The sequence below is a fragment of the Curvibacter sp. EU05-FHT14A10 genome (genome assembly GCF_058791075.1).
The window spans coordinates 113,637-130,655 of sequence record NZ_JBYTDE010000009.1 but is presented as its reverse complement, the minus strand read 5'-3'; the positions used below and the strand labels follow the sequence as shown (position 1 = coordinate 130,655).

Annotated in this window: 16 protein-coding genes; 7 read left to right on the top strand and 9 right to left on the bottom strand. The window is 69.9% G+C overall.

Annotated elements, in window-relative coordinates; translation table 11 throughout:
* Positions 1-10: 10 nt before the first annotated feature.
* Positions 11-1,402 carry an ethanolamine permease gene (eat, locus tag AC3WUT_RS18495; protein ID WP_492348545.1) on the bottom strand — a complete coding sequence of 464 codons (1,392 nt, stop codon included), beginning with the start codon at positions 1,400-1,402 and terminating at the stop codon, positions 11-13.
* A 208-nt stretch (positions 1,403-1,610) separates the two neighbouring features.
* Between eat and AC3WUT_RS18490 the strand changes: the two genes are divergently transcribed.
* The 3 genes from AC3WUT_RS18490 to AC3WUT_RS18480 all read left to right on the top strand — a co-directional run bounded on the left by AC3WUT_RS18490 (position 1,611) and on the right by AC3WUT_RS18480 (position 5,134).
* The gene (locus AC3WUT_RS18490) at positions 1,611-2,651 is read left to right on the top strand and encodes a helix-turn-helix domain-containing protein (protein ID WP_492348544.1); all 1,041 of its coding nucleotides are present in this window, start codon (positions 1,611-1,613) and stop codon (positions 2,649-2,651) included.
* 120 nt (positions 2,652-2,771) lie between these two features.
* Positions 2,772-4,247, top strand: coding sequence for a M20 family metallopeptidase (locus AC3WUT_RS18485; protein ID WP_492348543.1), 1,476 nt, complete (start codon positions 2,772-2,774; stop codon positions 4,245-4,247).
* 32 nt (positions 4,248-4,279) lie between these two features.
* Entirely contained in the window at positions 4,280-5,134 is an 855-nt protein-coding gene (locus AC3WUT_RS18480; RefSeq protein WP_492348542.1) for an alpha/beta hydrolase, read from the top strand.
* Here AC3WUT_RS18480 and AC3WUT_RS18475 read toward each other — a convergent pair whose 3' ends face one another.
* Both AC3WUT_RS18475 and AC3WUT_RS18470 read right to left on the bottom strand, forming a co-directional pair.
* On the bottom strand, positions 5,135-6,316 hold the full coding sequence (locus AC3WUT_RS18475) for an MFS transporter (RefSeq protein ID WP_492348541.1): 1,182 nt from the start codon (positions 6,314-6,316) through the stop codon (positions 5,135-5,137). It lies immediately after the preceding gene.
* A 62-nt stretch (positions 6,317-6,378) separates the two neighbouring features.
* On the bottom strand, positions 6,379-7,278 hold the full coding sequence (locus tag AC3WUT_RS18470) for a LysR substrate-binding domain-containing protein (protein WP_492348540.1): 900 nt from the start codon (positions 7,276-7,278) through the stop codon (positions 6,379-6,381).
* 191 nt (positions 7,279-7,469) lie between these two features.
* Here AC3WUT_RS18470 and AC3WUT_RS18465 point away from each other — a divergent pair, with 191 nt between their 5' ends.
* The 3 genes from AC3WUT_RS18465 (at position 7,470) to AC3WUT_RS18455 (ending at position 10,942) form a co-directional block, all read left to right on the top strand.
* Complete coding sequence (locus AC3WUT_RS18465) at positions 7,470-8,405, top strand: amino acid ABC transporter substrate-binding protein (protein ID WP_492348539.1); 936 nt, start codon at positions 7,470-7,472, stop codon at positions 8,403-8,405.
* A gap of 18 nt (positions 8,406-8,423) precedes the next feature.
* On the top strand, positions 8,424-10,118 hold the full coding sequence (locus tag AC3WUT_RS18460; protein WP_492348538.1) for a thiamine pyrophosphate-binding protein: 1,695 nt from the start codon (positions 8,424-8,426) through the stop codon (positions 10,116-10,118).
* Between the two features lie 95 nt (positions 10,119-10,213).
* Positions 10,214-10,942 carry a hypothetical protein gene (locus AC3WUT_RS18455; RefSeq protein ID WP_492348537.1) on the top strand — a complete coding sequence of 243 codons (729 nt, stop codon included), beginning with the start codon at positions 10,214-10,216 and terminating at the stop codon, positions 10,940-10,942.
* An 18-nt stretch (positions 10,943-10,960) separates the two neighbouring features.
* On the opposite strand, the gene AC3WUT_RS18450 is transcribed toward AC3WUT_RS18455, so the two are convergent.
* A complete protein-coding gene (locus AC3WUT_RS18450) occupies positions 10,961-11,842 on the bottom strand; it encodes an AraC family transcriptional regulator (protein WP_492348536.1) in 882 nt (293 codons plus the stop codon).
* A gap of 99 nt (positions 11,843-11,941) precedes the next feature.
* Between AC3WUT_RS18450 and AC3WUT_RS18445 the strand changes: the two genes are divergently transcribed.
* Positions 11,942-13,375, top strand: a complete 1,434-nt coding sequence (locus AC3WUT_RS18445) for a cytochrome P450 (RefSeq protein WP_492348535.1) — start codon at positions 11,942-11,944, stop codon at positions 13,373-13,375.
* Between the two features lie 15 nt (positions 13,376-13,390).
* Here the strand turns inward: AC3WUT_RS18445 and AC3WUT_RS18440 are convergent, their stop codons facing one another.
* Genes AC3WUT_RS18440 through AC3WUT_RS18420 form a run of 5 tightly spaced genes read right to left on the bottom strand, consistent with a single transcriptional unit; the run spans position 13,391 to position 16,943 of the window.
* The gene (locus AC3WUT_RS18440; protein ID WP_492348534.1) at positions 13,391-13,573 is read right to left on the bottom strand and encodes a hypothetical protein; all 183 of its coding nucleotides are present in this window, start codon (positions 13,571-13,573) and stop codon (positions 13,391-13,393) included.
* Between the two features lie 3 nt (positions 13,574-13,576).
* Positions 13,577-14,542 carry a hypothetical protein gene (locus AC3WUT_RS18435; protein ID WP_492348533.1) on the bottom strand — a complete coding sequence of 322 codons (966 nt, stop codon included), beginning with the start codon at positions 14,540-14,542 and terminating at the stop codon, positions 13,577-13,579.
* A 48-nt stretch (positions 14,543-14,590) separates the two neighbouring features.
* Positions 14,591-15,088 carry a hypothetical protein gene (locus AC3WUT_RS18430; RefSeq protein ID WP_492348532.1) on the bottom strand — a complete coding sequence of 166 codons (498 nt, stop codon included), beginning with the start codon at positions 15,086-15,088 and terminating at the stop codon, positions 14,591-14,593.
* Between the two features lie 8 nt (positions 15,089-15,096).
* Positions 15,097-15,825, bottom strand: coding sequence for a 16S rRNA (uracil(1498)-N(3))-methyltransferase (locus AC3WUT_RS18425; RefSeq protein WP_492348531.1), 729 nt, complete (start codon positions 15,823-15,825; stop codon positions 15,097-15,099).
* A 2-nt stretch (positions 15,826-15,827) separates the two neighbouring features.
* Positions 15,828-16,943 (bottom strand): aminoglycoside phosphotransferase family protein, encoded by a 1,116-nt coding sequence (locus AC3WUT_RS18420; RefSeq protein WP_492348530.1) that lies wholly within the window; start codon positions 16,941-16,943, stop codon positions 15,828-15,830.
* Positions 16,944-17,019 lie beyond the last annotated feature (76 nt).

Here is a 17,019-nt window from a genome sequence, read left to right as displayed (position 1 = left end):
GGCAGGCGGCTCAGCGGCCGGTGTCCAGCAGGGCGTCGGGGGCTGCGTCGGCGCGGTGCTGGGCGGTGGCCATGTAATACAGCCAGGCCAGGCCCATCAGGGCGGCAAACAGGCCGGCCAGCACCGGGTTGAACCACACCATGGCACCCAGGCAGATCAGGCCCAGGCCCAATGCCAGCAGCGGGAACCAGGGGTAGAACGGTGCGCGGTAGCTGCGTGGCATGTCGGGCTCGGTGCGGCGCAGGCGCAGCAGGGCGGCCATCGAGAGGATGTACATCACGATGGCGCCGAACACCGACATGGTGACGATGTTGGCCGTCAGGGTCTGGCCGCCGAACTCGATCCAGTTGTCGCTGAAGATCGCGGCCACGCCCACGGCGCCGCCGGCCAGCAAGGCCCGGTGCGGGGTCTGGAAGCGCGGGCTGAGCACCGCGAAGGTGCGCGGCAGGTAACCGGCGCGGGCCAGGGCGAAGATCTGGCGCGAGTAACCCATCAAAATGCCATGGAACGAGGCCACCAGCCCGAACAGGCCGATCCACACCATCATGTGCAGCCAGCCGCTGTGGGCTCCCAGCACGGCCTTCATGGCCTGGGGCAGCGGGTCGTTGATGTTGGCCAGGCTGCGCCAGTCGCCCACCCCGCCGGCCATGATCATGACCCCGAAGGCCAGGCTCACCAGGGTCAGGATGCCCGCGATGTAGGCGCGCGGAATGGTGCGCTGCGGGTCGCGTGCCTCTTCGGCCGCCATGGCCGCACCCTCGATGGCCAGGAAGAACCAGATCGCAAACGGGATCGAGGCAAAGATGCCCGCCACGGCGGTGCCGTTGAGCACGTCCGAGCCGGCCCAGCCCAGCGCGGCAAACTGGGCCCAGGACCAGCCTGGGCTCACCACGCCCATGAACACCAGCAGCTCGAAGATGGCCAGCAGCGTCACCACCAGTTCGAAGGCCGCCGCAATGCCCACCCCCACCCAGTTCAGGGCGATGAACACCACATAGGCGCCCAGCGCAATCCACTTCGGGTCGATGGCCGGAAACTGCACGTTCAGGTAGGCCCCGATCGCCAGCGCAATGGCGGGTGGCGCGAACACGAACTCGATCAGGGTCGCAAAGCCGGCCACAAAGCCGCCCAGCGGTCCGAAGGCGCGGCGCGCATAGGCAAAGGGGCCACCCGCGTGCGGGATGGCGGTGGACAGCTCGGTGAAGCTGAAGATGAAGGTGGTGTACATGGTGGCCACCAGCAGCGTGGCCACCAGAAAGCCCAGCGTACCGGCGCTGGCCCAGCCGTAGCTCCAGCCGAAATATTCGCCCGAGATCACCAGGCCCACGGCAATGCCCCAAAGCTGGAAGGTGCCGAGCACTTTTTTCAAGTGGGCGGTGGGGGCGGCAGCGGCTGGTTTCATGGTGGGGCCTCGGTGGGTGGTCGTTGCCTGCCATTGCAGCAAAGACGACGCCAGCGTCCTATCCCGAATCGGAAAACCGCCCGGAGCGGCGCGCATTTTTTCCGATTCGGGACAGTGCCGCCCCGCGCCGGTGCTGCACTGCAGCTTGCCCGCGGGCATTTTTCTTGCTGCACTGGAGGCCCCATCACTTTTTGCTGTCCGACTGCCCATGCACCCTGCTTCGGCCTCTACCGGTCGTGCCTTTTCGCCGCCGGCCACCCGCGGGCCGATGGGCCTGCCGCAGTACCGCGTGCGCACCAGCGACGACGTGGACGAGCACGCCGGCCTCCTTTCGGCCTGGCAGCAGCAGTACGACCAGCTTTCGGGCGGGCGTTTCTCGGGCCGGGTGCGTGAGCTGTGGGTGGATGGCCCGCGGTTGCAGGTGTTCCATGAGCACACCTCGCGGCAGACCAGCCAGCAATGCGCGCCCTGGTCCGGCTCGGTGTGGTTTGGCCTGGCCGACCGCCATTGCCGGCAGCCCCTGCACTTTTGTGGGCAGGCCCAGCGCACCGACCAGGGGCGTGCCTTGTTGCGGGCGCGGGCCAGCGAGGGCTTCGAGCTGCGCACCCCGCCCGATTTCGGCATCTATGGCGTGGTGCTCGACCAGGACTGGCTGCAAGCCCAGGCCGAGGCCGCCGGTCTGGGCCCTGCGGCCCGGGGGCTGGCCCACCCGGCCCAGGCCATCGCCCTGAGCGAAGAGCGGCATGCCGCTCTGTGCCAGACCTTTGAGCAACTGCTGCAGCTCGGACAGGCGGGCGAGGTCGACCTGCCCTGGGGCCGACTGGCCCTGCAGGCCGGGCTTGAGCAGTTGCTGCATCTGCTGTGCGCCGGTCCGGGGGCCGAGGGCGCCGCGCCCCGGCCAGCGGCAGCCCAGCGGCGCTTTGCCCTGGTGATGGCCGCCCGCGAGCTGGCCCGGCAACCCAGCCACGAGGCCCTGGGCGTGGACGAGCTGTGCCAGCGCCTGCACCTGACGCGGCGCACGCTGCAAAACCATTTCCAGGCCGTGCTCGGCGAATCGCCGGCCGAGTTCCTCAAGGCCGTGCGCCTCAATGCCTGCCGGCGCGCCTTGCGGGCCGGGCCGGCCGACGCCTCGGTGCAGACCGTGGCGGCCTGCTGGGGGTTTTCACACATGGGCCACTTCTCGCAGGACTACAAGGCCTTGTTCGGCGAGCTCCCCTCTGAAACCCGGCGCCGCGGCGCGGCGTGCTGAGTGCCCTGAGCTAAGCCCCGGCGGGGCGGCTGGGTCTGAGGCAAAATCAAGGCGCTGTGCTGGTCCCGGCCTCATGCCGCGGGCTTCGCGCCGTGCGCACCGTGCAACCAGGAGAGCCCCATGAACGCCCGTGTTCCTTCTTCCGTCTTCCAGCCCGAGCAGGCCCTGGCCGAGGTCAGCCAGCGTTGGGACAGCGATCTGGTGCGCCAGATCACCGACTACATCGCCATTCCCGCCAAGTCGCCGGCCTTTGCCGCCGACTGGGCCCAGCAAGGCCTGCTCGACACCGTGCTGCGCAATGCCGCGCAATGGGTCGAAGCACAGAAGGTCGAAGGCCTCACGCTGGAGATCATCCGCCTGGAAGGCCGCACCCCGGTGCTGTTCTTCGAGGTGGCCGCCACCCAGGCCCACAGCAGCCAGACCGTGCTGATGTATGGGCACCTGGACAAACAGCCCGAGTTCAGCGGCTGGCGCAACGATCTGGGCCCCTGGACCCCCAAGTACGAAGACGGCAAGCTGTATGGCCGCGGCGGCGCTGATGACGGCTATGCGGTGTACGCCAGCATCGCTGCGGTGCAGGCCCTGAAGGCCCAGAACACGCCCCACCCCCGCATCGTCGGCCTGATCGAGACCTGCGAAGAAAGCGGCTCGTACGACCTGCTGCCCTACATCGACGCCCTGCGCACCCGCCTGGGCGAGGTGGCCCTGGTGATCTGCCTCGACTCGGGCGCGGGCAATTACGACCAGCTCTGGCTCACCACCAGCCTGCGCGGCATGGCCAGCGGTACCCTGAAGGTCGAGATCCTGACCGAGGGCGTGCACTCGGGCGATGCCTCGGGCCTGGTGCCCTCCAGCTTCCGCATCATGCGCCAGGTGCTTGATCGCCTGGAAGACAGCGCCACCGGCCGCCTGCTGCCCGCCAGCTTCCACTGCGAGGTGCCCGCCGAACGCCTGGCCCAGGCCCGGGCCACCGCCGCCATCCTCGGCGACGAGCTGTACAAGCGCTTCCCCTGGGCGCACTACGACTGTGGCGGTGCCAGTACCTTCGCCCTGCCCACCACCACCGACCCGGTGCAGGCCCTGCTGGCCCGCACCTGGACCCCGACCCTGAGCGTGACCGGTGCCGATGGCTTTCCCACCCTGCAGAACGCCGGCAATGTGCTGCGTCCTTACACTGCGTTCAAGCTCAGCTTGCGCCTGCCGCCCCTGGTTCAGGCCGACCGCGCCGTGGCCGAACTCAAGCAACTGCTCGAAGACAACGCCCCCTACCAGGCCAAGGTCACCTTCGAAAGCAATGGCGGGGCCACCGGCTGGAATGCCCCCGACACGGCGCCCTGGTTCGAACAGGCCTTGAATTCGGCCTCGCAGGCGCACTTTGGGTCCTCGTGCGGCTACATCGGCCAGGGGGGCACCATTCCGCTCATGAACATGCTGTCGGCGGGCTTCCCCAAGGCGCAGATGATGGTTTGCGGCGTGCTGGGCCCCAAGAGCAACGCGCATGGCCCCAACGAGTTCCTGCATGTGCCCTACGCCAAGAAGCTCACCGCCGCCGTGGCTCAGGTGATCGCGAGCCTGCCCGCCCCCGCGGCGGGCTGAGCCGGTTCAGGCCATCCGCGCGCAGGCCCGCCATGAGCACCGATTCGACCCTGTCCACCTTCACGGCCTCCGATGGCGAGAACCTGGCGGTGCAGGATTGGCCCCTGGCCGAGGGGCGCGTGCCCCGCGCCGTGGTGCTGCTGGTACACGGCCTGGGTGAGCACGCCGGCCGGTACGACGCGCTGGCCCGCCAGCTCAATGGCTGGGGCTTGGTGGTGCGGGGTTATGACCAGTACGGCCACGGCGAGTCCGGTGGCCCGCGCGGCGGCCTCAGCAGCGACACCCGGCTGATCGACGATCTGGCCGATCTGGTCGAGAGCACCCGGGTGCGGCACCCTCGCGACACCCCGCTGATCCTGCTGGGCCACAGCATGGGCGGCTTGGTGGCGGCCCAGTTCGTGGCCCGCTACGCGAGCCGGGTCGATGGCCTGGTGCTGTCCTCGCCCGCCCTGGATGCCGGCCTCAGCCCGGTGCAAAAGCTGCTGCTGGCCGTGTTGCCGCGCTGGCTGCCCCATCTGCGTGTGGGCAATGGCCTGCAGCCCCGATACCTGTCGCACGACCCCGAGGTGGTGCGTGCCTATCTGGCCGACCCGCTGGTGCACGACCGCATCTCGGCGCGCCTGGCCAGCTTCATCGCCCGGGGGGGGCCGGCCGTGGTGGCCCAGGCGGCGCGCTGGCGCGTGCCCAGCCTGCTGATGTTCGCGGGCGATGATCGCCTGGTGGCGCCCGCAGGCAGTCGGGCCTTTGCCGCCGCCGCTCCCTCGTGCGTCGAAAGCGCTGAGTTCCCGGCGCTCTACCACGAGCTTTTCAACGAACTTGATTCCGCCCCGGTGCTGGCCTGCCTGCAGGCCTGGCTCGACAAGCACTTCGCGCCACTGCCGGCCTGATCAGGCCCTGGCCAGGCTGCGCCGTTGTTGCCAGCCCAGCCAGCCCAGGCCCAGGCCCGTCAGCAGCACCGGCAGCAGCGAGCCCAGGTTGAGCAGGCTCCAGCCCTGGGTGGTCACCAGAGCACCCGAGGCAAAGGCCGTGAAGGCCATGGTGCCGAACACACAGAAATTGATCGCCGCCTGGGCCCGGTCTTTTTCTTCGGGCCGGTAGGCGCGCATGGCCAGCGTGGTGGCGCCGGTGAACAGCAGGTTCCAGCCCAGGCCGAGCAGGAACAGCGCCACCAGGAACTGCTGCAGCTCCACTCCGCTCAGGGCCACCATCACACAGGCCGCGTTCAGCAGCACGCCCACCCCCATCACCGGCAAAGGCCCATAGCGCTTGATCAGGTGGCCGGTGACGAAGCCCGGGGCAAACATGCCCACCACGTGCCACTCCAGCACCACGGCTGCATCGTCAAAACCCAGACCGCACACCTGCATGGCCAGCGGGGTGGCGGCCATCAGCAGGTTCATCACGCCGTAGCCCAGTGCCGCGCTCAGGGCCGCCACCACAAACACGGGCTGACGCATGATCTCGCCCAGCGGTCGCCCGACCGGGGCCGATCTGCCCTGTCCGGGCCGGGCCGTTTCAGGAAAGCGGATCAGCGACATGCAGGCCATGGCCAGCAAGGCCACCCCCATCAGCGCTGCATAGGCCCCGGCAAACGGCACGGCACCCAGGTCGCGTGTGTACTTGGCCAGGTTGGGCCCGGCCACGGCACCGATCAGTCCGCCGGCCAGCACCAGCGACACCGCCTTTTCGCGGAATGCGGGGGCGGCCAGTTCGGCGGCTGCAAAGCGGTACAACTGGCCATTGGCGCTGTAATAGCCCGCCACCAGGGTGGCCCCGCACAGCAACCAGAACTGCCGGGTGAGCGCCGCCACCAGGCAGGTCAGCGCCGACACAAACGCCACCGCCAGCCCGATCTGGAACGAGCCCCGACGCCCGAATCGGGTCTGCGAGCGGGCCACCAGGGCGGTGGACAAGGCGCCGCCCACCACATAGCCCATCACCGGCAGGGTGGCCATCCAGCTCACGGGGGCCAGGCTCAGCCCGACCAGGCCGTTGATGGCAATGAACACCACGTTGTTGGTCAGGAACAGGCCCTGACACAGGGTCAGCAGCAACAGGTGGCGATTCATGGACGACTCCGGGGGGCGAAAGGCAAACCGCCTATCGTATCCCGCTGCCCTCTTGAGAAGACTCAGGGCTTGCCCGCGCACTCCGCCAGCAGCCAGTCGCGCAGGGCCTGGACCAGCGGGGTTTCGGCGCGCGCATCGGGCACCACCAGGTGGTAGGCATCAGGCCCTTGCAGGTGCGGGCCTGGCAAGGGCACCAGGGCGCCGCTGTCGATCTCCTCCTGCACCAGAAAGCGCGGCAGCAGCGCCGCCCCCAGGCCATGCACGGCGGCCTGGGCAATCATCGAGAACTGTTCGAAGCGCGGCCCGCGCGCCGCCTGGGCCACCGGGTGGCCGGCCGCCGAAAACCAGTCGGCCCACAGTGTGGGGCGGGTGGTCTGTTGCAGGCGCACGGCGCGCGCCAGATCGGCCACGCGACGCAGGCCCTGCTCGCGTTGGTAGGCCGGGCTGCTCAGGGCCACCACCTCTTCGCGCATCAGCGGGTAGCAGGTGGCGCCGGCCCAGTGCGGCGCGCCGAAATGGATGGCGGCGTCAAAGGGCTCGCTGGCAAAGTCAAAGGGTTCGGTGCGGGTGGCCAGGTTCAGGCTGGCCTGCGGGTGCTGGGCCATGAAGCGGCCCAACCGCGGGGTCAGCCAGCGGGTGCCGAAAGTGGGCAGCACGGCCAGGTTCAGCACCCCACCGTCGCCGGCAAAGCCCATCACCTTCTGGGTGGTGTCGCTGAGCTGGCGCAGCAGAGGGCGCAGCTCGCCGGCATAGATGCGGCCCGGGTCGGTCAGCACCACCCGCTGGCGCACGCGGTGGAACAGGGCCAGGCCCAGTTGCTCCTCCAGCTGGTGGATCTGGCGCGACACCGCGCCCTGGGTCAGGTGCAGCTCGGCGGCGGCGCGCGAGATGCTGCCGTGGCGCGCCGCGGCTTCAAAGGCCAGCAGGCCGGGAATGGGGGGCAGCAGGTTGCGGCGCAGCATGTGATGTCTTCACGTCATGAGGCAGGCCACACGATAACCCAGGCCAAACCGGGCTTGGGGGCTACTTGATGAGCAATGGGAATCAAGTGCTGAGGATTTATCGGTATCGCAAGTCTCGTCTTTGGCTGATATTGAACGTTTTGTAACCCAACGGCCGCGTCAGACGGCCTCACCCCCAAAGGAGCACGCCCATGACATCGAGCTGTTTCCCGGCCTGGCTGGCCAGATCCCTGAGCAGGTCCTTGAGTCTGGTGCTGGCCACTGGCGCCCTGTTGGCGCAGGCCCAGACCCCCGCACCGGCTGAGGGCACGCTGGACAAGATCCGTACCAGCGGCAAGGTGGTGCTGGGGGTGCGCGAAGCCTCGCCACCCATGGCCTATGCGCTGGGGGCCAACGAGCGTTTTGTGGGCTACCACGTCGAGCTGTGCGAGCGTGTGTTGAAGGACATCGTGCCCAAGGCCCGGCTGGAGTACATGGCCCTGACGGCCCAGAACACGCTGCCGCTGGTGAGCAACGGCACGGTCGACATCGGCTGCGGCCCCACCACCAACAACCTGGCGCGACAGCAGCAGGTGGCCTTCGCCCTGACCACCTATGTCAGCGAGGTGCGCATGGCGGTGCGCGCCGACTCGGGCATCACCTCGGTGGCCCAGCTGGCTGGCCGCACCGTGGCGGCCACCACCGGCACCACGGCGGTCCAGTTGCTGCGCAAACTGGAGCGCGCGCAGAACCTCACGCTCAAGACCTCGCTCGGCAAGGACCACCTGGAGAGCTTTCTGATCCTGGAGTCGGGCCGGGCCGATGCCTTTGTGCTCGATGACAACCTGCTGGCCGGCATCATTGCCAATTCCAAGACGCCCCAGGCCTGGCGCATCGTGGGCGAGCCACTGGGCTCCGAGCCCATCGCCCTGCTGTTCCGCAAGGACGACCCGGCCTTCAAGGCGGCGGTGGACGGCGCGATCCGGGCCCTGATGAAGTCCGGCGAACTGGATCGCCTGTACGCCAAGTGGTTCCTGGAGCCGATTCCGCCACGCCAGACGCCGCTGAACCTGTCCATGAGCACGGCCCTGCGCCAACTCATTGCCAACCCCAATGACCTGCCTCTTGAAAGTTACGCCGCGCGCTGAGCGGCGGTGCTCCTGACCATGACACACGCCATTCCTTCTTCCCCGAACGCCCGCACCGGGGGCCAGATCCTGGTGGACCAGTTGCTGGCCCACGGGGTGCAGCAGCTTTTCTGCGTGCCCGGCGAAAGCTACCTGGCCGTGCTCGATGCCTTGCACGACGCCGACATCGCGGTGACCGTGTGCCGGCAGGAGGGCGGCGCGGCCATGATGGCCGAGGCCCAGGGCAAGCTCACCGGCCGACCCGGCATCTGCTTTGTCACGCGGGGGCCGGGGGCCACCAATGCGGCCGCCGGCATCCACATCGCGCACCAGGACTCCACGCCCCTGATTCTTTTCGTGGGCCAGGTCGCGCGCGGCGCGATGGGGCGCGAGGCCTTCCAGGAGCTCGATTACGCTGCCGTGTTCGGCACCATGAGCAAGTGGGTGGTGCAGATCGACGACCCGGCCCGGGTGCCCGAGCTGGTGGCGCGCGCCTTCCAGGTGGCCACCTCGGGCCGGCCCGGCCCGGTGGTGGTGGCCTTGCCCGAAGACATGCTGACCCAGGCCGCGAGCGTGGCTGATGCCCAGCCCTTTGCCGTGCCCGAGACGCACCCGGGGCCAGCCGAACTGGCCACGCTGCAGCAGCGCCTGCAGGCCGCCCAGCGGCCCATCGCCATCGTGGGCGGCTCGCGCTGGTCGGCCGAGGCGGCGCGCCAGTTCGAGGCCTTTGCCCTGGCCCACGCCCTGCCCGTGGCCTGTTCGTTCCGGCGCCAGATGCTGTTCAGTGCCGAGCACCCCTGCTATGCGGGCGACCTGGGTCTGGGCGTCAACCCGCGCCTGTTGGCCCGCATCCGCGAGGCCGATCTGATCGTGCTGGTGGGGGGGCGCCTGTCCGAGGTGCCCTCGCAAGGCTATGAGCTGCTCGGCATCCCCAACCCCGGCCAGCCGCTGGTGCATGTGCATGCCGATGCCGACGAGCTGGGCCGCCTGTACCGCCCCGAGCTGGCCATCCACGCCACGCCGCAGGCCCTGGCGGCTGCGCTGGCGCAGCTGCCGCTGCCGTCGCCCGTGCCAGACCGGGCCCGGGCTGACGAGGCCCATGCCGATTACCTGCGCTGGAGCGATCCGGCACCCATCCGCATCCCTGGCCCGTTGCAGATGGGCGCGGTGATGCAGCACCTGCGTGAGGCGCTGCCGGCCGACAGCATCTTCTGCAACGGCGCAGGCAATTTCGCCACCTGGGTGCACCGCTTCTGGCCCTTCCGCCACTTCGCCAGCCAGCTGGCGCCCACCAGCGGCTCCATGGGTTATGGCCTGCCGGCCGGCGTGGGTGCCAAGCGCCTGTGGCCGCAGCGCGAGGTGGTGGTGTTTGCCGGCGACGGCGACTTCATGATGCACGGCCAGGAGTTCGCCACTGCGGTGCAGTACGGCCTGCCCCTGATCGTGGTGCTGCTGGACAACGCCATGTACGGCACCATCCGCATGCATCAGGAGCGTGAGTACCCGGGTCGCGTCAGTGGCACCGCCTTGAAGAACCCCGATTTCCGCGCCTATGCGCAGGCTTTCGGCGGCCATGGCGAGCGGGTCGAGCGCACCGAGGACTTCGCCCCCGCCCTGGCGCGGGCCCGGGCCAGCGGCCTGCCGGCCATCCTGCACTGCCTGCTCGACCCCGAGGCCATCACCCCCGCAGGCACCCTGCAGGGGCTGCGCGAGGCGGCACTGGCACGGCGCTGACATCGGCTTGGGCAAGGGGCTGAGGAGGGGGCCGGCGCGTCAGGCCCTGGCAGCAGGCCCTAAACTGCGGGGCCTGTCTTACCCCGGATCGCCTGATGCGTGTCGTGTTTGCGCTGGCCCTGCTGGGCCTGTTCCTTCCTGCTTCGTGGGCCCTGGAGGCCGTGCGCGGCCCCTGGCCAGTGCGTGCCATGACCGGGCCTGAGCCGCTGGGGGCGGGCGTCTCCGCCTGGCATTGGTGGCGCAGCGATCAAGGGCAGTACTTTCTGGCCAGCGCGGCACAGGCCGGTGGCGTGGCCCCAGCCGCGGCCCCGACGCATTTGTGGGCCCTGGAGAGCGACCCCGGGGGCCGGGCTTGCCCCCGACTCAAGGCCCAATCGCCTGAGCGCCTGCAAGAGCCCGAACTGCACCCCCTGCCCGATGAGGAACTGGCCCTGCCCCCGCGTTGCCTCAGTGGCCTGGAAGGCCAGTGCCTGAGCCACGACGGCGCCTTGCGCCTGCGCCTGAGCTTTGAGGGCCAGACCCGCCTGGCCCCGGTGCGCACCGGACAAAAGAGTGAGCAAAAGAGTGAGCAAAGGGGGGCGCACAAGGCCGAGCAAAAAGTCGAGCGCCTCTACACCGGGCGCCGTCGCCTGGTGATCGAGCACGTGCTCAGCGGTGTGCAGGCGGTGTTCGAGGAGCACCTGAAGGACAGCCCGCGCTACACCGTGCTCGGGCCGGCCAGCGTGGTCTACCTGCCCGAGCTCGACAGCGTGGTGCTGCAGGGGCTGGGCCCGGCCACGGCGGCGCGGCGCGAGGCCCGCTTGCACTGCCTGCCCATGCCCTGAGGCGGGTGGGCCCAGGGCTCACTGCCAGAGCCGGTAGCTCCAGAAGCCCTCATCGCGGGCCAGGCGCTGCATCAGATCGTCGGGGGCAAAGCCGGTCACCCGGCGCGTTTCGCGGCACAGGTGCGATTGATCGGCATAGCCGCTCGCCTCGGCCAGTTCGGCCCAGCGTGGGCGCCGGCCTTCTTCGGCCTCGGCCAGGGCCATGAAGAAGGCGCGTTCGGAGCGACCGAAGCCGCGCAACTCCCGCATCGGCTGGCCGGCCCATTGCTTGATGCGGCGCTCCACCTGGCGCAGGCTGCGCCCCACCGAGGAGGTGGCAGCGCGCAGCGCCATCGACTGGGCCCAGTCCTGGTAGCGCTGGGCCTGCAGCGGCCATCGCGGGCGCACGGCCTGCCAGCGGGGCTCGATGAAGTCCTCTGCGCAGGCCACGCGGCCGGCGTCATCGGGCAGGGCCAGCACGGCTTCGGCCATGGCCACCCAGTCGGCGGGCAGGGCCTCGCTCAGGGGCCCGATGCGGTCCACCCAGGCACCCACGTCCAGGCCGGTCAGGCTTTGCAGGGCGTCGGGCATGATCATCAGCATCATGCCGGCGGCCGGCCCGGGGCTCCAGGTGATCGAGGGGGCGGTCTGCGGGCCGCTGAACATCAGGCGTGATTCATAGCGGCGTCGTGGCGAGGTCAGCGCGGCCGGTGCGCCCCGAGCCAGCAACTCGCCGTCGCCTTCGAACATCCATCCCACACTGCACAAAGGCGTGGCCGGGAAGTGGCTGAAGCGCTGTTCATCGCTCCAATCCAGGCCCAGGGTGCTGCGAACCATGGTGCCGCGAACACAGGCCACCAGCGAGGCCCTGGGCAGGTACAGGCGGGTTGGTGCACCCAGCAAGGAGGCAGTTGGCAACATGGGCAGAGTCTAGTTTGGCCGGGCTCCCTGGCCGCCAATGCCCCTGCGATGTCGAGTTTGTTCTATACCCATGGGGGCAGGGCGCGCACGCTCCTGGCCATGAACCGCCAAAACGCCATTCTCCATCCCACACCCTCCCCTGATCCGAGGGGCGGCGGCCGGGCGACCGATCCCCCGGGGCCGTCCACCCGCTGGCTGGGCCTGCCTCAGTTGCGCGCCCTGCGCCGCGACTACCTGGGCTTTGTCACCGGGTTGCAGCGAGAGCATGGCGACCTCACGCTGATGCGCATCGTGCACGAGCGTGCCTACGACCTGCTCAGCCCCGAGCTGGTGCGCGAGGCCCTGGTCGACAACGCCGAGCACCTGATCCGCTGGGAGCGCGGCATCGAGGTGTTCGAGCAGGTGTTCGGGCGCAGCGTGCTGGTCACCGAGGGCTCGCTCTGGCAGCGCCAGCGCCGCCTGCTGATGCCGGCCTTCAGCCCCAAGCGGGTGGCCGGCTATGCCGGGCTGATGTGCGAAGCCGCAGAAGAAACCCTGGCGCAGGCCTTGCCCCCGGGCCAGCGCCAGGGCCTGGTGGCGATGGAGGCCTTGTTCTCACGCCTGACCATGGACGTGATCCTGCGCACCCTGTTCAGCCACCGGGCCAGTGCCGACGAGGTGCAAAGTGCCAGCCGGGCCACCCAGACCCTGAGCGAGACCGCGATGCGGGAAATGTTCCACCCCATGACCTTGCCCGATTGGTGGCCGCTGCCGGGCAAGCGTGCCAAACGCCAGGCCCTGCGCACGCTGCGCGGGTTGATCGGTCGGCACATCGAGGCCCGCCGAGGCCAGGCCCAACCCGACCGGCACGATGACCTGCTGGCCCGCCTGCTGGCGGCGCGCGACGAAAGCGATGGCAGTGCGCTCAGCCCGGCCGAGGTGTTTGACCAGTGCATGGTCAGCTTCCAGGCCGGTCACGAAACCTCGGCCACTGCCTTGCTGTGGTGGAGCCTGTTGCTGGCGCGCCACCCCGAGGTGGCGCAACGTCTGCACACCGAGGTGGACCAGGTGCTGCAAGGCCGCCTGCCCGGCCCCCAAGACTTGCCTGCCCTGCCCTGGCTGGGCGCCAGCCTGAAGGAGTCCCTGCGCCTGTACCCGCCGGTGGCCGCACTGATGAGCCGTCGCACCGTGCGCGACATCCGGCTGGGCGGCCGGCAGATTCCCCGCGGGGCGGTGCTGCGCATCACGCCCTGGGTGCTGCACCATGACCCGCGCTGGTTCAGCGAGCCCGAGGCCTTTCGCCCCGAGCGCTTTCTGCCCGAGGCCGAGCCACCGGTGCGTGGGGCGTGGATACCGTTCGGTGTGGGTCCGCGGGTCTGCATCGGGCAGCATTTCGCCCTGCTGGAGATGACCGTGGTGGCGGCCATGCTGCTGCAGCGCTTTCGCCTGGTGCTGCCCGAGCCGGCCCCAGCGGCCTTGCCGAAGATGAATGTGACCCTGCGCCCCGACGGGCCGGTGCAGTTGCTGTTGCAGGTGCGCCACCCTGGCGGATGATGCGCGCGGGGCAACTCAGCGGGGCGGCTGGGGCTGGTCCGGGGCCGGCAGCGATTCGATCTCGGCCTGAGCCTTGGTGATCAGCCGCTCCAGCAGGGCCTGGCTGGCCGGGCTTTCGAGCAGGGTGTCCCAGTCGGGTTCAGTCGCCGGGGTGGCGGTTTCCGGTGGGTGGGGCGTTTGCGGCGTGTCGGGGCTCATGGTTCAGTCGCCCTCCAGCATGCGAAAGGCGCGGTTGGCCATGCTTTCGCGCGGATGGCGGCTCACTTGGCTGGCGTGCTGAGGGGCAGGGGCCAGGCCCAGGCGGCAGTGCTCGGATTCGAGCACAAAGCAGTTCTGCCCGGGCGGTGGCGTGTGCACGCGGTGGGCGGGCACCTGCCACTTGAAAAAGCGCACTTGCAGCCGCACGCCACGCAACTGGGCCGCCACGCACAAGGCCTCCGCCTGATCGGCGCCCAGCAGGGCCTCGCTGTCGGGCAGCACCTGCTGCCAGCAGGCCAGCACGGTGGCGGTGGCCTGCTCGGCCGGGCTGCGACGCAGGCCTTGCCACAGGGCCCGCAGCCCGAAGGCGGCGGCCAGTCCCATCAGCACCCAACCCAGGATGAGCAGCACGCCCTGGTGGCGCAGCAGTCCGCTGAACAGCCCGGCCAGCGCCGGGGCCAGCAGCATCCACACCACGGCCAGGCCGAACAGGCCCGCGCCCAGGCGGGCCGTGCGGCGGGCCCCCTGGCGGCGCTCGGCGCGCCGATCCTGCAACTGTTCCTGCAGCGCCTGCAGGCCTTGCCGGGTGCTTTGGCAGCACAGGTCATAGGCTTGGGGTTGGGGCGCGGTTGCCGGGGCGGGGGCAGGCCTGGGCCGGGGGGCGCTGCGGGGCGGCAGGCTGGCGGGGCTGGCGCTGGGACGGGTGTTGGCAAGCTCGGCCTGGCGCCGGGCCTCCTCTGCCGCCCAGGACTCGCGTTGCAGCACGCCGTCCATGGCGGTCATGGCCTGGAGGGTGGGTGTGCCCGGCATCACCCCGGCGCGGAACTGCAGGTTCGGGTCGGTGTAGACGCCCAGCAGGGGCGGCTCGGGCGGGGGCGGTGGTGGGGGCGGGAAGAAATCCACCTCGGGGGTCGGGGCCGTGGGCCAGGCCCGGGCGTCCAGCTCGTTGCCATCGTGAAAACCTGACATGGAAGGCTCCTTGCAGTGGGGAATGGCGAACCCGGCCTGTGTCCGGCCTCAGTGGCCTGCCGGCGTGACACCGCCGCCGGCCAGGGGAATCAGCGTGCTGGCCAGTTGCCGGGCCAGGGGGGTGAGCCGGCCCTGCTGCAGGCCGTCGTCCCAGGCCAGCAGGCCGGTGTCGCGAAAGCGCTGCAGCACGTTCTTTGCCGTGCCCAGCGCATCGGGGCGCAGGGCCTGCCACAGGGCGTCGACCTCGGTGCGGTTGAGCCACGCGCCGGGGTGCTCGGCCAGGGTCATGAACATCCACAGGCGCAGCCGGACCAGACCCGCCGGCCCGTGGAACAGGCCGCGCAGGGCATCGATCAGGGCCGAGGGCGACTCGTTGCGATCCAGCCAGGGCGAGCCGGGGGCTTGTTCCGGGTGCCGGAAGTAGTCGCCCAGGCAGGGTTCGGCGGCCGCGCGATCGGGGCCTGGGAGGGGCTGGCGGCTGGCGGGTGTGGCAGGTGTGGCGGGCAGGTTCAGGTCGGGCAGGGCCAGGTCTTGCAATGACAGCACATTCACTTTCAGTCACCCACCTGGGCCAGCACGGCCAGCGGCGCGGTTTCGGCGCGCAGCACGCGCGCACCCAGGCCGGTGGGCAGGAAACCGGCGGCCACGGCGGCGTCTTCTTCTTCGACCTGCAGCCCGCCTTCGGGGCCATTCAGCAGGGTCAGGGCCCCGCTTTGCCGGGCCAGGCGATGGTGCAGCGGCAGGCTGCCCTCGCGCAACGACAACAGCAGGCGGGCGTCATCGGGCGCTGCCACTGGGGCCGGGTGGCGGCGCAGCCAGTCGGCCAGCTCGGTCACCGGGTGGATCAGGGGCACGCGGTTGCGCCCGCATTGCTCGCAGGCGCCCACGGCCACGGCCTGCCAGTGCGCCACCTTCTTGTCGGCCCGCTCGCCCTTGAGGCGCAGCACGCTGTGGGCACTCATCACCGGGGTCAGGCTGGCAGCGCCCAGCTCGGTGGCTTTCTCGACCAGCCAGTCCATGCGGTCGTTGGCGGGCATGGCCACCACCAGGTGCACCGCCCGGGCCAGTTCGCGCTCGATGGCGTGGTGGGCCCCCACCTCGACCTCGACGTCGGAGCGACCCATGCGCGTCACGGTGGCCTCGAATTCGCCGCCTTCGCCGTTGAACAGGGTGATGACCCCGCCGGGTTGCAGGCGCAGCACCTGCACATGGCGCGCCGTGGCGGCCGGCAGGCTCAGGGTGGCGCCGCTGTGCAGCGCGCTGGGGCAGTGGAAGCGCGGCATGCTCACATCCGCCCGTAGGCGAAGCCGGTCAGCACCTGCAGGTTTTCCACCTGGTCGATGAAGCGCAGCAGCGGGCCCAGCTCACGATAACGGCTGGCGGTGGACCGGATGTAGTGGATGAAGCGCGGCGCATCGGCCAGGTAGCGCGGCTTGCCGTCGCGCAGGGTCAGGCGGGCAAAAATGCCGGCCACCTTGAGGTGGCGTTGCAGGCCCATCCATTCCACGCTGCGGTAGAAGCTGCCGAAGTCGCTGTGCCAGTCTTCGAAATCCATCAGGCCGACCTTGCGGGCCTTTTGCCAGTAGCGCACGGTGACATCGAGCACGAAGTCTTCCTCCCAGGTCAGGAAGGCATCACGCATCAGGCTGGCGATGTCGTAGGTGATGGGGCCGTAGACCGCATCCTGGAAGTCGAGCACGCCCAGCGGACCGGCCACGCCCTGGGCATCGGGCAGACCGAGCATCAGGTTGCGCGCCATGAAGTCGCGGTGCACATAGACCTTGGGGGCGGCCAGGTTGTGCCGCACGATGGTGTCGAAGGTCTTGCTCAGCATGGCGCGTTGGGTGTCGTCCAGGCCAAACTGACGGTGCTGAGCCAGGTACCAGTCGGGGAACAGCGACAACTCGCGCTGCAGCAGGGCTTCGTCGTAGGCGGGCAGCACATCGGGGCGCGAGGCCTGCTGCCAGCGCACCAGCAGGCTGGTGGCCTGGTCGTACAGCGGCGCGGCGGCCTGGGGCTGGGCGGCGTCCAGCACGCTCATCATGGTGTGCTGGCCCAGGTCGCTGAGCAGCATGAAGCCGTTGGACGGGTCCCATTCAAGCACCTGGGGCACGTTCAGGCCGGCTTCGGCCATCAGTGCGGCCACCTGCACGAAGGGTGCGCAGTTCTCCTTGTCGGGGGGCGCGTCCATCACGATGCGCGGGCCGGCGCTGCCCTGCACCAGCAGGTAGCGGCGGAAGCTGGCGTCGGCCGAGGCCAGGCTCAGGCTGGCCGGCATCAGGCCGTGGCGCGGGGCCACGGCACTCAGCCATTGGTGAAAGGCGGCTTCGCGGGCCGGGTCAGACCAGATCACCGGGGCAGGGGTGTTGGCGGCGGGGGAGTTGGGCACAGGCTGGGTCATGGATAATCGAATTCTACAAACCCGGCCCGGTCTGATTCGGGCTGACCCTGCCTGCCTCTCCCCCCGAGCCCGACCC

Excerpts from the sequence above, each read along its gene's own strand:
- eat (WP_492348545.1), bottom strand. The coding sequence starts at position 1,402 with ATGAAACCAGCCGCTGCCGCCCCCACCGCCCACTTGAAAAAAGTGCTC.
- AC3WUT_RS18490 (WP_492348544.1), top strand. The coding sequence starts at position 1,611 with ATGCACCCTGCTTCGGCCTCTACCGGTCGTGCCTTTTCGCCGCCGGCC.
- AC3WUT_RS18485 (WP_492348543.1), top strand. The coding sequence starts at position 2,772 with ATGAACGCCCGTGTTCCTTCTTCCGTCTTCCAGCCCGAGCAGGCCCTG.
- AC3WUT_RS18480 (WP_492348542.1), top strand. The coding sequence starts at position 4,280 with ATGAGCACCGATTCGACCCTGTCCACCTTCACGGCCTCCGATGGCGAG.
- AC3WUT_RS18475 (WP_492348541.1), bottom strand. The coding sequence starts at position 6,316 with ATGAATCGCCACCTGTTGCTGCTGACCCTGTGTCAGGGCCTGTTCCTG.
- AC3WUT_RS18470 (WP_492348540.1), bottom strand. The coding sequence starts at position 7,278 with ATGCTGCGCCGCAACCTGCTGCCCCCCATTCCCGGCCTGCTGGCCTTT.
- AC3WUT_RS18465 (WP_492348539.1), top strand. The coding sequence starts at position 7,470 with ATGACATCGAGCTGTTTCCCGGCCTGGCTGGCCAGATCCCTGAGCAGG.
- AC3WUT_RS18460 (WP_492348538.1), top strand. The coding sequence starts at position 8,424 with ATGACACACGCCATTCCTTCTTCCCCGAACGCCCGCACCGGGGGCCAG.
- AC3WUT_RS18455 (WP_492348537.1), top strand. The coding sequence starts at position 10,214 with ATGCGTGTCGTGTTTGCGCTGGCCCTGCTGGGCCTGTTCCTTCCTGCT.
- AC3WUT_RS18450 (WP_492348536.1), bottom strand. The coding sequence starts at position 11,842 with ATGTTGCCAACTGCCTCCTTGCTGGGTGCACCAACCCGCCTGTACCTG.
- AC3WUT_RS18445 (WP_492348535.1), top strand. The coding sequence starts at position 11,942 with ATGAACCGCCAAAACGCCATTCTCCATCCCACACCCTCCCCTGATCCG.
- AC3WUT_RS18440 (WP_492348534.1), bottom strand. The coding sequence starts at position 13,573 with ATGAGCCCCGACACGCCGCAAACGCCCCACCCACCGGAAACCGCCACC.
- AC3WUT_RS18435 (WP_492348533.1), bottom strand. The coding sequence starts at position 14,542 with ATGTCAGGTTTTCACGATGGCAACGAGCTGGACGCCCGGGCCTGGCCC.
- AC3WUT_RS18425 (WP_492348531.1), bottom strand. The coding sequence starts at position 15,825 with ATGCCGCGCTTCCACTGCCCCAGCGCGCTGCACAGCGGCGCCACCCTG.
- AC3WUT_RS18420 (WP_492348530.1), bottom strand. The coding sequence starts at position 16,943 with ATGACCCAGCCTGTGCCCAACTCCCCCGCCGCCAACACCCCTGCCCCG.